The sequence below is a fragment of the Caulobacter sp. GW822-FHT07D08 genome (assembly GCF_058798735.1).
In genome coordinates, this window is the sequence record NZ_JBXAKU010000004.1 from 81,342 (window position 1) to 94,087 (window position 12,746).

At 66.4% G+C, this 12,746-nt stretch carries 11 protein-coding genes; 9 read left to right on the forward strand and 2 right to left on the reverse strand.

All coding sequences use genetic code 11. The features are described from left to right. Positions 1-48 precede the first annotated feature (48 nt). Genes proS through AC1RJ9_RS09230 form a run of 3 tightly spaced genes read left to right on the forward strand, consistent with a single transcriptional unit; the run spans position 49 to position 3,336 of the window. Positions 49-1,377 (forward strand): proline--tRNA ligase, encoded by a 1,329-nt coding sequence (gene proS, locus AC1RJ9_RS09220; RefSeq protein ID WP_492838571.1) that lies wholly within the window; start codon positions 49-51, stop codon positions 1,375-1,377. After that, complete coding sequence (locus tag AC1RJ9_RS09225; RefSeq protein ID WP_492838569.1) at positions 1,377-2,657, forward strand: lipoprotein-releasing ABC transporter permease subunit; 1,281 nt, start codon at positions 1,377-1,379, stop codon at positions 2,655-2,657. Before proS ends, AC1RJ9_RS09225 begins: the two co-directional genes overlap by 1 nt. Further along, entirely contained in the window at positions 2,650-3,336 is a 687-nt protein-coding gene (locus tag AC1RJ9_RS09230; protein ID WP_492838567.1) for an ABC transporter ATP-binding protein, read from the forward strand. The genes AC1RJ9_RS09225 and AC1RJ9_RS09230 overlap by 8 nt, the downstream gene beginning before the upstream one ends. 57 nt (positions 3,337-3,393) lie before the next feature. On the opposite strand, the gene AC1RJ9_RS09235 is transcribed toward AC1RJ9_RS09230, so the two are convergent. Further along, the gene (locus AC1RJ9_RS09235; RefSeq protein WP_492838714.1) at positions 3,394-4,353 is read right to left on the reverse strand and encodes a nucleoside hydrolase; all 960 of its coding nucleotides are present in this window, start codon (positions 4,351-4,353) and stop codon (positions 3,394-3,396) included. 168 nt (positions 4,354-4,521) lie between these two features. Between AC1RJ9_RS09235 and sidA the strand changes: the two genes are divergently transcribed. The 3 genes from sidA to AC1RJ9_RS09250 all read left to right on the forward strand — a co-directional run bounded on the left by sidA (position 4,522) and on the right by AC1RJ9_RS09250 (position 8,561). After that, positions 4,522-4,611 (forward strand): cell division inhibitor SidA, encoded by a 90-nt coding sequence (gene sidA, locus AC1RJ9_RS09240; protein ID WP_492838565.1) that lies wholly within the window; start codon positions 4,522-4,524, stop codon positions 4,609-4,611. 35 nt (positions 4,612-4,646) lie between these two features. Then, the gene (gene dnaE / locus AC1RJ9_RS09245) at positions 4,647-8,078 is read left to right on the forward strand and encodes a DNA polymerase III subunit alpha (RefSeq protein ID WP_492838563.1); all 3,432 of its coding nucleotides are present in this window, start codon (positions 4,647-4,649) and stop codon (positions 8,076-8,078) included. A 132-nt stretch (positions 8,079-8,210) separates the two neighbouring features. Further along, positions 8,211-8,561, forward strand: coding sequence for a GFA family protein (locus tag AC1RJ9_RS09250; RefSeq protein ID WP_492838561.1), 351 nt, complete (start codon positions 8,211-8,213; stop codon positions 8,559-8,561). Between the two features lie 292 nt (positions 8,562-8,853). Here AC1RJ9_RS09250 and AC1RJ9_RS09255 read toward each other — a convergent pair whose 3' ends face one another. After that, the gene (locus AC1RJ9_RS09255; protein WP_492838560.1) at positions 8,854-9,504 is read right to left on the reverse strand and encodes a haloacid dehalogenase-like hydrolase; all 651 of its coding nucleotides are present in this window, start codon (positions 9,502-9,504) and stop codon (positions 8,854-8,856) included. A gap of 360 nt (positions 9,505-9,864) precedes the next feature. Here AC1RJ9_RS09255 and rpsB point away from each other — a divergent pair, with 360 nt between their 5' ends. The 3 genes from rpsB (at position 9,865) to pyrH (ending at position 12,744) form a co-directional block, all read left to right on the forward strand. After that, the gene (gene rpsB / locus AC1RJ9_RS09260; RefSeq protein ID WP_492838558.1) at positions 9,865-10,728 is read left to right on the forward strand and encodes a 30S ribosomal protein S2; all 864 of its coding nucleotides are present in this window, start codon (positions 9,865-9,867) and stop codon (positions 10,726-10,728) included. 148 nt (positions 10,729-10,876) lie between these two features. Next, a complete protein-coding gene (gene tsf, locus AC1RJ9_RS09265) occupies positions 10,877-11,815 on the forward strand; it encodes a translation elongation factor Ts (RefSeq protein ID WP_492838557.1) in 939 nt (312 codons plus the stop codon). A 188-nt stretch (positions 11,816-12,003) separates the two neighbouring features. Next, entirely contained in the window at positions 12,004-12,744 is a 741-nt protein-coding gene (pyrH, locus tag AC1RJ9_RS09270) for a UMP kinase (RefSeq protein WP_492838556.1), read from the forward strand. Positions 12,745-12,746 lie beyond the last annotated feature (2 nt).

Genomic DNA, 12,746 nt, shown 5'->3' on the forward strand with positions numbered 1-12,746 from the left:
ACGAGAGGCTATCTCAGGCCTCCTTGAATTCCCGGAGTTTCCACGCGCATGCGCTTGTCGCGCTATTTCCTGCCGGTGCTGAAGGAAGCACCGTCCGACGCCCAGATCGTCTCGCACCAGCTGATGCTTCGCGCCGGCATGATCCGCCAGGAAGCGGCGGGCATTTATGCCTGGCTGCCGCTGGGTTTCCGCGTGCTGAAGAAGATCGAACAGATCGTCCGCGAGGAAATGGATCGCGCCGGCGCCATCGAGCTGCTGATGCCGACGCTGCAGCTGGCCGACCTGTGGCGCGAGTCGGGCCGTTACGACGCCTACGGTCCGGAGATGCTGCGCATCACCGACCGCCACGAGCGCGAACTGCTGTACGGGCCCACCAATGAGGAAATGATCACCGAGATCTTCCGCGGTTCGGTGCGCAGCTATCGTGACCTGCCCAAGAATCTCTACCATGTGCAGTGGAAGTTCCGCGACGAGACCCGTCCGCGCTTCGGTGTGATGCGTGGCCGCGAGTTCCTGATGAAGGACGCCTACAGCTTCGACCTCGACGCCGAGGGCGCGCGCAAGGCCTACAACCGCATGTTCGTGGCCTATCTGAACCTGTTCGAGCGCATGGGCCTGAAGGCGGTTCCGATGCGCGCCGACACCGGTCCGATCGGCGGCGACCTTAGCCACGAGTTCATCGTCCTGGCCGAGACGGGTGAAAGCGCCGTCTTCTGTCACAAGGACCTGGTCGAGATGCCGGCGCCTGGTCCGGATGTCGACTGGTACGGCGACCTGCAGCCTCTGGTGAACCAGCGCACGGCGCTTTACGCCGCGACCGAGGAAATGCACGACGAGGCCGCCTTCGGCGCGCTGCCGGAAGGCGACCGCCTGTCGGCGCGCGGCATCGAGGTCGGCCACATCTTCTCGTTCGGGACCAAGTATTCCGAGCCGATGAAGGCCGTGGTCACGGGCCCCGACGGCAAGGACGTGCCGGTGCAGATGGGCAGCTACGGCGTGGGGGTCTCGCGCCTGCTGGGCGCGATCATCGAGGCCAGCCACGACGAGGCCGGCATCATCTGGCCGGAAAGCGTCGCGCCGTTCCATGTCGGTATCGTCAACATGCGCCAGGGCGACGCGGCCTGCGATGCGGCCTGCGAGACGGCCTATGCCGCGCTCAAGGCCGCAGGCAAGGACGTGCTCTATGACGACACAGACGCCCGCGGCGGCGCCAAGTTCGCCACCATGGACCTGATCGGCCTGCCCTGGCAGCTGGTCATCGGCCCCAAGGGCATCGCCGAAGGCGTGGTCGAGATCAAGAACCGCAAGACCGGCGAGCGCCACACCGCCTCGCTGGACTCGGTCATCGAGGGCCTGACCAAGAGCAAGACCGCCTGATGCCAGACGTCCGCGCCGCCGGCCCCTTCAGTCGCTGGGAGCGCTCCGTCGCTCGCCGGTATCTGTTCGCCAAGCGCAAGAACGGCGGCGTGGCGCTCATCGCGGTCATATCGTTCTGCGCGGTGATGCTGGCGGTCTTCGCCCTCATCACCGTGATGAGCGTCATGAACGGCTTCCGGGCCGAACTCCTGGGCCGGATCGTCGGCTTCAACGGCCACCTCTACGCCCAGTCGCCGCTGATCAACGGCCCGGACCGCGACACCATCATCCGTCGCATCAAGGCCGCGCCGGGCGTGATCCAGGCCGCGCCGATGGTCGAGGCCCAGGCCATGGTCATCGGCCCGACCCAGGTGACCGGCGCCATCGTGCGTGGGGTGACGCCCAGCGACCTGCGACACATGTCGCTGATCTCGAGCAACATCAAGAAGGGCTCGCTGCAGGGCTTCGGCCAGGGAGAGTACGGCGGCGACATCGTCCTGATCGGCGACCGCATGGCCCAGACCCTGGGCGTGCAGCCGGGCGATCCGATCACCCTGATCTCGCCGACGGGACCGGCCACGGCGTTCGGCACCTCGACCCGCGAGAAGAACTACATCGTCGGCGGCCTGTTCAGCGTCGGCATGAGCCAGTTCGACGAGGCCTTCATCTATATGCCGCTGGAGCAGGCCCAACTGTTCTTCGGTCGCGACACCTCGGTCGACTATGTCGAGATCAAGGTCGACGACCCCGACAAGGCCAAGGAATACAAGCATGATGTCGAGATCGCCTCCGGCCCCGGCGCTCTGGTGACCGACTGGCAGGACAAGAACCACAGCTACTTCACCGCCCTCCAGGTCGAGCGGAAGGTGATGCGGCTGATCCTGTTCTGTATCGTCGCCATCGCCACCCTGAACATCATCTCCAGCCTCGTCATGCTGGTGAAGAACAAGGGCAAGGACATCGCCATCCTGCGCACCATGGGCGCCAGCCAGGGCGCGGTGCTGCGCATCTTCGTCATGGCCGGCGCCTCGATCGGCGTGGCCGGCACCCTGTGCGGCCTGGCCCTGGGCGTGGTGTTCTGCGCCTACATCACCCCGATCCAGACCTTCGTGGAATGGGTCACCGGCACGGCCGTGTTCAGCGCCGACGTCTACATGCTCTCGCACATCCCGGCCAAGATCGACTGGACCGAGGTCGGCGGCATCGTCGCGCTCTCGGCCCTGATGAGCATTCTGGCGACCCTGCCGCCGGCCATGCGCGCCTCGCGCCTCGATCCGGTGGAGGCGCTTCGCTATGAGTGATCCAATCCTGGCCCTGCGCGGGGTCGAGCGCGTCTACAAGACCGAGGCCGGTGATCTGCCAGTGCTGCGCGGCGTCGACATCGACGTCTATCCGGGCGAGGTGGTCGGGCTGATCGGTCCCTCGGGTTCGGGCAAGTCGTCGCTGTTGCACTCGGCGGGCCTGCTGGAGCACCCCGACGCGGGGCTCGTGGCCCTGGAAGGCCGTGACTGCTCCAAGCTGTCCGAGCGCGCGCGCACCCGCATCCGCCTCGGCACGGTCGGCTTCGTCTATCAGTTCCACCATCTGCTGCCCGAGTTCTCGGCCCTCGAGAACGTGGCCATGCCGCTGAACATCGCCGGCAAGAGCCGTCGCGAAGCCGAGGCGCGCGCCAAGGATCTGTTGGAGGGCCTGGGCCTGGGTCCACGCATGAACCACCAGCCGGCCCAGATGTCCGGCGGCGAACAGCAGCGCGTGGCCATCGCCCGCGCCCTGGCCAACCGTCCCAAGCTGCTGCTGGCCGACGAGCCGACCGGCAACCTCGATCCGGCGACCTCGGCGACGGTGTTCCAGGCCCTGTACCAGACCTGCCGCCAGCAAGGCGTGGCGGCCCTGATCGCCACGCATAACATGGAGCTGGCCCGCTACATGGACCGCGTTCTCGCCCTCAAGGACGGCCACCTGGAAGCGCAGCGGTTCTAGCCAGCACGCGCGCCGCCATCCGGTCGCCGAAACAGGGCCGAACCGCCCGCGACGCGGTTAAAGCAGCGCGCTCTTCATGGCCGCGAAGAAGCCGTCCCGGTCGATCTTCTTGATGACCCTGGCATTGGGTTGTCGCCGTTTCAGAGCTGGATCGGCGATCTCGATATCGGGCAGGATCGAGTGTGAGACGCTCAGGTAGCCGCGTGTCAGTTCGCCCTGGATCTCGACATCGACCACGCAGTCCTCGGCCTCCAGGATCAGGTTTTCATCAAGCGCGACGGCGCAGGTCATGGCGTCTGGGTGCAGGCTGCCGTCCAGCCCCTCCGTTTCCCGGGCGAAGGCGAGGGAGGCGCGGTTCACGTCGGTGAAAAACCTGGCCTTGCCAGTACCCAAGGCCTCCAGCTCCGCTAGCTGCGCCGTGGTCCACAGGCCGTCCCGCAGGGTGAGGGTCCAGGTGGCGATCGACAGGTTGAAGCCGGCGTTGACGACGATCTTGGCGGCCTCTGGATCGACATAGAAATTGTACTCGGCCGCCGGCGTGACATTGCCGACGCCATTGTCCGTGCCGCCCATCACCCAGAGATGCTTCACCGCCTTGGCGATGCGCGGCTCGCGCAGATAGGCCAGCGCGATGTTGGTCAGCGGCGCCTGGGCGATCAGGGTGATCTCGCCGGGCGCGTCCATGATCCGCCGGACCAGTTCGTCGACCGCGTGCCCTTCGGCGGGGCGCTGGGCGGCCCTGGCGAAGCCGCTGTCGCTCATGCCGTCGTGGCCGAACACATAGGCGGCGTCGAGCGGCGCTCGCGTGAACGGCGTCTGGGCGCCCAGATAGATGGGGACCTCGCCGGCCTTGCCGCACCGCTCCAGCGTCACCAGCGCGTTCTCGGCATGCTGCTCGAAGCCGACATTGCCATGGGCGATCGTGATCGCCTCGACGGTCACGCCGGGGCGGGTGAGGGCCAGCATCAGCGAGAAGACGTCGTCGCCGGCGGTGTCGGTGTCGATGATCAGGCGCATGGCCTCGATCTGGACCGATCCGCTCGCCTTGACCATATCGAACATCGATGCGGTCGGCCGTGTGTCACAAGACGCGGGCCGGAAAAATGCGGTGGAACGTCGCGGAACATCTTGTGAACAGAACAAAAGCGGAATATGGAACAAAACAAGAAATCTGTGGAGGCTCCTATGATCCGTATCGCCCGTGAGTCTTTGGCCCTTGTGTCGGTCGTCAGCTTCGTCTGGATGATGTGTACGGTCGCCAATCTGGTGGCCTGAGTCGTATGACGACGGTCGTCTAGCGGAGGTTGGTCATGGCGGACGGGGAGGGACAGGGTTTCGTCCATCTGCGGGTTCGCTCGGCCTATTCGCTGCTGGAAGGGGCGATCAAGGCCGACCAGATCGGCAAGCTGGCCGCCGGGATCGGCATGCCGGCCGCGGCCATCGCGGATCGCGCCAATCTGTTCGGGGCGCTTGAATATTCGTCCTACGCCAAGGATGCGGGGGTCCAGCCGATCATCGGCTGCGCCATCCCGATCACCGGCATCGGCGGCGGTCCGACCGAACGCTGGGCCCGGGCCCCGACGATCGTGCTGCTGGCCCAGAACGAGCGGGGTTATCTCAACCTCTCGGAACTGTCGTCGATCGCCTATCTCGACAGCGCCGAGTTGCCCGAGCCGATCGTGCCCTGGGCCAAGGTCATCGAACACAATGAAGGCCTGATCCTGCTGTCGGGCGGTACGGACGGTCCGGTGGACGCGCTGTTCGCGGCCGGAAAGTCGGCCGAGGCCTCGGCGGCCCTCGCCGAGATGCAGCGTGTTTTCGGCGACCGCTTCTATGTCGAGCTTCAGCGCCACGGTCTGCCCAAGCAGGCGGCGGCCGAGCCCGGGCTGGTCAACTGGGCCTATGAGCACGACGCGCCGCTGGTCGCCACCAACGACGTCTATTTCGCCAAGGAAAGCTTCTACGCCGCCCATGATGCCTTGTTGTGCATCTCGGACGGCTCGTTCGTCGGCCAGGATGAGCGCAGGCGTGTGACGCCCGAGCACTGGTTCAAGCCGGCGGCCGATATGCGCAAGCTGTTCTCCGACCTGCCGGAGGCCTGCGACAACACGCTCGATATCGCCCGCCGCTGCGCCTTCATGGTGCACAAACGCGACCCGATCCTGCCCAGCTTCCCGACCGGCGACGGTCGCAACGAGGCCGAGGAGTTGGAGCACCAGGCGCGGGAAGGCCTGAAGGCGCGCTTCGTGGGCCTGACCTTGTCGGCGCCCGAGGAGGATTACTGGAAGCGCCTCGATTTCGAGCTCGACATCATCAAGAAGATGGGTTTCCCGGGCTACTTCCTGATCGTGTCGGACTTCATCAAGTGGGGTAAGGCGCACGGCATCCCGGTGGGGCCCGGGCGGGGCTCGGGCGCCGGTTCGCTGGTCGCCTGGGTGCTGACCATCACCGACCTCGATCCGTTGCGCTTCGGCCTGCTGTTTGAACGCTTCCTCAATCCCGAACGGGTCTCCATGCCCGACTTCGACGTCGACTTCTGCCAGGAGCGGCGCGAAGAGGTGATCTCCTACGTGCAGGAGAAGTACGGTCGCGACCGTGTGGCCCAGATCATTACCTTCGGTTCGCTGCAGGCCCGGGCCGTGCTGCGCGACGTCGGCCGGGTGATGCAGCTGCCGCTGGGTCTGGTCGACCGTCTCTGCAAGATGGTGCCCAACAACCCGGCCGCGCCGGTGACCCTGGCCCAGGCGATCGACCTGGAGCCGCGCCTCAAGCAGGCCAAGAAGGAAGACGCCAACGTCTCGGCCTGTCTGGACGTGGCGCTGCAGTTGGAGGGGCTGTTCCGCAACGCCTCGACCCACGCCGCCGGCGTGGTGATCGGCGACCGGCCGCTGACCCAGCTGACCCCGCTGTACAAGGATCCGCGCTCGGACCTTCCGGCCACCCAGTTCAACATGAAATGGGTCGAGAGCGCCGGCCTGGTGAAGTTCGACTTCCTGGGCTTGAAGACCCTGACCGTGCTGGATCGCGCGGTGAAGCACCTGAAGAAGCGCGGCTTCGAGATCGATCTCGGAAAGTTGGCCTTCGACGACAGCAAGACCTACGAACTGCTCGCTTCCGGCCAGACGGTCGGCGTGTTCCAGCTTGAAAGCCAGGGCATGCGCGACACGCTGCGCAAGATGCGCTGCGGCTCGATCGAGGAGATCACCGCGCTGATCTCGCTCTATCGCCCGGGCCCGATGGACAACATCGACACCTTCGTCGACTGCAAGTTCGGCCGCAAACCCGTCGACACCCTGCACCCGTCGCTGGAGGCGGTGCTGAAGGAGACCTACGGCGTCATCGTCTACCAGGAACAGGTGATGCAGATCGCCCAGATCCTGGCCGGCTACAGCCTGGGCGAAGCCGATCTTCTGCGTCGCGCCATGGGCAAGAAGAAGAAAGAGGAGATGGATCTCCAGAAGATCCGTTTCGTCTCCGGCGCCAAGGAAAAGAACGTCCCCGAGGAGCAGTCGGGCTCGATCTTCGAACTGGTGGCCAAGTTCGCCGGCTACGGCTTCAACAAGTCGCACGCCGCCGCCTACGCCTTCATCTCGTATCAGACGGCCTGGCTTAAGGCGAATACGCCGGTCGAGTTCTTCGCCGCCTCGATGAGCCTTGATCTGTCGAACACCGACAAGCTGGCCGTCTTCCACCAGGACGCCCGCAAGTTCGACATCACGGTGCGGGCGCCGGACGTCAATGTCTCGGGCGCCGACTTCGAGGTCGAGAACGGCGAGGTGCTCTACGCCCTGGGCGCCATTCGCAACGTCGGTCTGGAGGCCATGAAGCATCTGGTGGCCATCCGCGAGGGGGGCGGGCCATTCCGCGACATCTTCGATTTCGTCGAGCGGATCGATCCCAAGCAGGTCAACAAGCGCGCCATCGAAAACCTGGCCCGGGCCGGGGCCTTCGACCAGATCCACAAGAACCGCGCCCAGATCGTCGCCTCGGCCGATGTGCTGATTGCCCATGCCCAAAGCTGTCACGCTGACCGCCAGGGCGGGCAGGGCGGCTTGTTCGGCTCGGACCCGGGCGCCGGGCGCCCGCGCCTCTCCAAGACCGAGAACTGGAACCAGGTCGACCTGCTGGACGAGGAGTTGTCGGCTGTCGGCTTCTACCTGACCGGCCACCCGCTGGAAGATGTGGTCGGCATGCTGCGTCGTCGCCGCACGTCGATGCTGACCGAGGCCATGGCCCAGGCCGAAGCCGGCATGGAGGCCCTGCGCATGTGCGGCGTCGTCCGTCGCCGCCAGGAGCGGGCTTCGCAAAGCGGCGAGAAGTTCGCCTTCGTCTCGCTCTCGGACCCGACCGGCGAGTACGAGGTGCTGTTCCCGCCGGAATCCCTGCGCAAATGTCGTGACGTTCTGGAACCGGGCAAGGCCGTGGTCATCAAGGTTCGCGCCAAGGCCCGCGACGGCGAGGTTCGCTTCTTCGGCGATGACGCCGAGCCAATCGAGAAGGCCATCGAAAACGTGGTGGCCGGCCTGCGGGTCCACCTGTCGCCATCGGCGACCGAGATCGAAGCGCTGAAGCGTCGCCTCGAGCCGGCGCAGGGGCAGAAAGGCGGAGAAGTGACCTTCGTCGCCGCTATCGGCGGGGGGCGCGAGATCGAACTGCGTCTGCCGGGGCGCTATACGCTGGATGCTGCGCTGCGCGGGGCGCTGAAGACCGCGCCCGGCGTGGCGCTGCTGGAGGATGTGTAGGAATAAATTCCTATTTCAACTTGATGTCCGGTTTCGGGTTGGAGGTCTCGACGGGATTTCCACCGCCGGCGGCGGTCGCCGGCATCGTTGCGATAGAAGAACCGGAACAGGCGGACACAGGGGAGAGGGCCAATGGCCAGTCACGAAGGCGGTTGCCAGTGCGGACGCGTGCGCTACGCGGTCGATGTAGAGCTGGAGAGCGTGATCAGTTGCAACTGTTCCCGTTGCGGCAAGCTTGGCGCGATCCTGGCCTTCGCGCCGGAGAGCGCCTTTGAGCTGAAGAGCGGCCAGGACGCCCTGACCGAATACCAGTTCAACACCCACAAGATCTCGCACCTGTTCTGCGAGACCTGCGGCATCCAGTCGTTCGGGATGGGGACCGCGCCTGACGGCCGGAAGATGGCGGCGATCAATGTCCGCTGCCTGGACGGTGTCGACGTCTTCGCCCTGAAGCCGCAGCCGGTGGACGGCAAATCGTTCTGAGGGCGCGGCGGCGGCGCTAGCCGCTCATCCGCGAGCCCGGGTCGGATCTGGGTTCGACCTGATGCCCAGGCGAAATTCGCGGTGACTGATGGGAAGGGGCGAGGCTGGATTTCAGGCGCGCCGCTTCAATCGAGCAGCGGATTGCCGACGCCGCTTAGGTCCATGTTTTCGCGAGGATGATCGTCGTCAGGTTCCGGGGGTATCCTTTCGGGGGCTTTCGACCGTGCCATGGCCCGGACGCCAGCGCGCCTTGCCGTGAACGGGTTGGGCGGCGCCAGGCGGGCGGGCCGGCCTACCAGGCGGCCGCCCGACCGTTGGCCAGTCCGGCTCGGAACAGTCGCCGCTCGGCCTTCTTGCCGCCCTTGACGATCACCGGCGTCTCCGCGCCGCGCAGCAGGGGCAGGTCGTCGAGGCTGTCGGTATAGGCATAGGCCCAGCGCGCGCCATGGCCGGCCTCGGCCAGAGCCTGACACTTGCGCTGGTGGCGGCAGTGGACATCGGCGACCCAGCCGCCGCCGCGGCGCTTCAGAGAGGTGCCAAGCACCTCGATCGGGTGGCCCAGAGGCCCGATCAACGCCTGGGCCAGGATGGCCGGGGCGGCGGTGACCACCACGACGCGGTCGCCGGCGTCCAGATGCGCCTTCAGGGCGGCGAGACCGCCCGGGCGCCAGGCCAGGGCGCTGCCGCCGGCCCGGAACGCTTCGCCGAACCCCGCGCAAGAGTCGCGCAAGGCCGGCTCGCCCAGGCCCGCCGTGGCGATCCACAGCAGGATCGAGGCGCCGAGCCGGCGCGTGCGCGGGATCATCACCATGGGCGCGGCGAACGGAGCCACGGCCAGGACCGCCAGGGCGCGCAAGGGCGAACGCTTGACCCGTCCCCATAGCCAAAGGCCAGTGGAGTCGCCGTCCAGCAAGGTTCCGTCCAGATCGAAGACCGCGAGCATGACGTTCTCCAGCTATGCCTTGTGTAACGACGACGCCGGGTCGATCGGTCCACATCAGTATGTCGGAACGGCGACGACTTTCCGGTCGCCCTGGGGGGGGCGTCGGTGGATGCCCGCCAGTCCGAGGGGATGGATCTTGCGGTCGGCGTGGTCGCGACGGATCAACCGTGCGGCCGGCGCCCCCGATCGCGCCGAGGGCTTGCTTTTTCTTCGCCGAGAGACTATCTGCGCGGCCATTCCACACGTGGACGTTCGGTTGCACCGGGGAGACATCCCGGCGTCGCCGTTCCGGTCCCGCTCCAGAATGGTCTGGAACGGGGGTGTCCGCGGAGGTTCAACCGGAAAAAGGATACAGGCCCGATGGCTCTTCCCGAATTCTCCATGCGTCAGCTCCTGGAAGCCGGCGCCCACTTCGGCCACCAGACGCACCGCTGGAACCCGAAGATGGACCGCTACATCTTCGGCTCGCGCTCGAACATCCACATCATCGACCTGTCGCAGTCGATCCCGCTGCTGCACCAAGCCCTGGTGAAGGTCCGTGAAGTCGCCGCCGCCGGCGGTCGCGTGCTGTTCGTCGGCACCAAGCGCCAGGCCAGCGACCCGGTCGCCACCGCCGCCAAGCGCTGCGCCCAATACTACGTGAACCACCGCTGGCTCGGCGGCACCCTGACCAACTGGCGCACCGTTTCGGGCTCGATCGCGCGTCTGCGCGAGCTGGAAGGCGTCCTGGCCGGCGAAGGCCAAGGCCGTTCCAAGAAGGAACTGCTGCAGCTGACGCGCGAGCGCGACAAGCTGGAACTGTCGCTGGGCGGCATCAAGGACATGGGCGGCATCCCCGACATCATGTTCGTGATCGACACCAACAAGGAAGCGATCGCGATCCTGGAAGCCCGCAAGCTGAACATCCCGGTCGTCGCCATCCTCGACACCAACTGCGATCCGGACGGCATCACCTACCCGATCCCGGGTAACGACGACGCCGCCCGCGCCCTGCAACTGTACTGCGACCTGATCGCCGACGCCGTCCTGGACGGTCTGGCCGCTGGTCAAGCCGGCTCGGGCGTCGACCTGGGCGCCGCCGTGAACCCGACCGAGCCGGCCCTGGCTCGCGCCCTGGCTCCGGAAGCGATCGCTGAAGCCGCCCCGGAAGCCGCTGTCGAAGCCGCTCCGGAAGCGCCGGTTGAAGTCGCCGCCGAAGCGGCTCCGGAATCGGCCGAGGGCTGATTCCCGCGCGCCTCTCGCCTGGCCTGGCCGGGGTGGAGAGGCCGTCGCGACCCTGACATGCGACCGGGCTACAAGCCCGGTCGCTACTCTTTATGGATTAGGCGGGCCAAAAGCCCGATCGCTAACCGTTTGAATCTGGAGATTTTCCATGGCTGAGATCACGGCTGCGCTCGTCAAAGAACTGCGCGAAAAGTCCGGCGTCGGCATGATGGACTGCAAGAAGGCGCTGTCGGAAAACAACGGCGACATCGAAGCGTCCATCGACTGGCTGCGCGCCAAGGGCCTCTCGAAGGCCGCCAAGAAGGCCGATCGCGCCGCCGCCGAGGGCCTGGTGGCCGTCGCCACGACCGAGCAGGGCGCGGGTGAAACCGCCACCGCCGTCGAAGTGAACGCCGAAACCGACTTCGTGTCGCGCAACGACCTGTTCCAGGGCGCTGCTCGCCAGATCGCCGGCGCGGCTCTGACCACCGACGGTTCGGTCGACGCCATCACCGCGGCCAAGCTGGCCGGCGGCGAGAGCGTGCAGGATCACCTGACCAACCTGATCGCCACGATCGGCGAGAACATGATGGTTCGTCGCGCGGCCAAACACACCGTCGAGAACGGCGTCGTCGCCTCGTACATCCACAACGCCACCGCGCCGGACCTCGGCCGCATCGGCGTGCTGGTGGCCGTCGAGTCGACCGGCGACAAGACCGCCCTGCGCGAGCTGGGCCGCAAGATCGCCATGCACGTCGCCGCGACCGCCCCGCTGTCGCTGTCGCCGGACGATCTCGACCCGGCCGCCATCGAGCGTGAAAAGGCCGTGTTCACCGAACAGGCTCTGGAGTCGGGCAAGCCGCCGGCGGTCGTCGAAAAGATGATCGAAGGCCGTATCCGCAAGTTCCTGGAAGAAGTCGTGCTGCTGAAGCAGGCTTTCGTCATGAACCCGGACCAGACCGTCGAGCAGCTGGTCGTCGAGACCGCCAAGACGCTGGGCGCGCCGATCACCGTGAAGGGCTTCACCCGTCTCGCCCTGGGCGAAGGCGTTGAAAAGAAGCAGGACGACTTCGCCGCCGAAGTCGCCTCGATGACTGGCCAGGCCTAAGGCTTGAACGCTGGGTCCTTCGGGGCCCGGCAAACAATCAGGGCGCGGCGCGTCTAGACGCGCGCCGCGCCCTTTTTGCGCCTGCCGTTCGACAACCCCGTCAGAGGGTCAGGACGGTTGGCAAAACCCACCTCACTTCTGTAGAACGCACGTAATGTGCGTGCCGACGACTCAGGAATAGCGGTCCAATGTCCGATACCAGCGCGCCCCAGAAATACCGCCGCATCCTGCTGAAGGTGTCCGGCGAGGTCCTGATGGGCGACACGCCCTACGGTATCGACACCAACACCGTGCAATCCGTGGCCGAAGACGTGGCCGAGATCGTCAAGTCCGGCGTCGAGCTGTGCCTGGTGATCGGCGGCGGCAATATCTTCCGCGGCATGGCCGGCGCGGCCAAGGGCATGGAGCGCTCCAGCGCCGACTACATGGGCATGCTGGCCACCGTCATGAACGCTCTGGCCATGCAGGACGCGCTCGAGCGTATCGGCGTCGAGACCCGCGTGCAGTCGGCCATCCCGATGGCCACGGTCTGCGAGCCCTACATCCGCCGCCGCGCCCAGCGTCACCTGGAGAAGGGCCGCGTCGTGATCTTCGCCGCCGGGACCGGAAATCCGTTCTTCACCACCGACACCGCCGCGGCCCTGCGCGCCGCCGAGATGCAGTGCGACGCCCTGTTCAAGGGCACCAGCGTCGATGGCGTCTATACGGCCGATCCCAAGAAGGATCCGAAGGCCGAGCGCTACGAGCGTCTGAGCTACATGGACGTGCTGGCCAAGGATCTGCGGGTCATGGACGCCTCGGCCGTGGCCCTGATGCGCGACAGCAACATTCCGATCGTGGTCTTCTCGATCAAGGGGCGCGGCAATCTGCTGACCGTCCTGCGAGGCGAGGGGACCCACACCGTGGTCGCCGCCGACCGCGCCGCCTGAAG

Excerpts from the sequence above, each read along its gene's own strand:
- proS (WP_492838571.1), top strand. The coding sequence starts at position 49 with ATGCGCTTGTCGCGCTATTTCCTGCCGGTGCTGAAGGAAGCACCGTCC.
- AC1RJ9_RS09225 (WP_492838569.1), top strand. The coding sequence starts at position 1,377 with ATGCCAGACGTCCGCGCCGCCGGCCCCTTCAGTCGCTGGGAGCGCTCC.
- AC1RJ9_RS09230 (WP_492838567.1), top strand. The coding sequence starts at position 2,650 with ATGAGTGATCCAATCCTGGCCCTGCGCGGGGTCGAGCGCGTCTACAAG.
- AC1RJ9_RS09235 (WP_492838714.1), bottom strand. The coding sequence starts at position 4,353 with ATGCGCCTGATCATCGACACCGACACCGCCGGCGACGACGTCTTCTCG.
- sidA (WP_492838565.1), top strand. The coding sequence starts at position 4,522 with ATGATCCGTATCGCCCGTGAGTCTTTGGCCCTTGTGTCGGTCGTCAGC.
- dnaE (WP_492838563.1), top strand. The coding sequence starts at position 4,647 with ATGGCGGACGGGGAGGGACAGGGTTTCGTCCATCTGCGGGTTCGCTCG.
- AC1RJ9_RS09250 (WP_492838561.1), top strand. The coding sequence starts at position 8,211 with ATGGCCAGTCACGAAGGCGGTTGCCAGTGCGGACGCGTGCGCTACGCG.
- AC1RJ9_RS09255 (WP_492838560.1), bottom strand. The coding sequence starts at position 9,504 with ATGCTCGCGGTCTTCGATCTGGACGGAACCTTGCTGGACGGCGACTCC.
- rpsB (WP_492838558.1), top strand. The coding sequence starts at position 9,865 with ATGGCTCTTCCCGAATTCTCCATGCGTCAGCTCCTGGAAGCCGGCGCC.
- tsf (WP_492838557.1), top strand. The coding sequence starts at position 10,877 with ATGGCTGAGATCACGGCTGCGCTCGTCAAAGAACTGCGCGAAAAGTCC.
- pyrH (WP_492838556.1), top strand. The coding sequence starts at position 12,004 with ATGTCCGATACCAGCGCGCCCCAGAAATACCGCCGCATCCTGCTGAAG.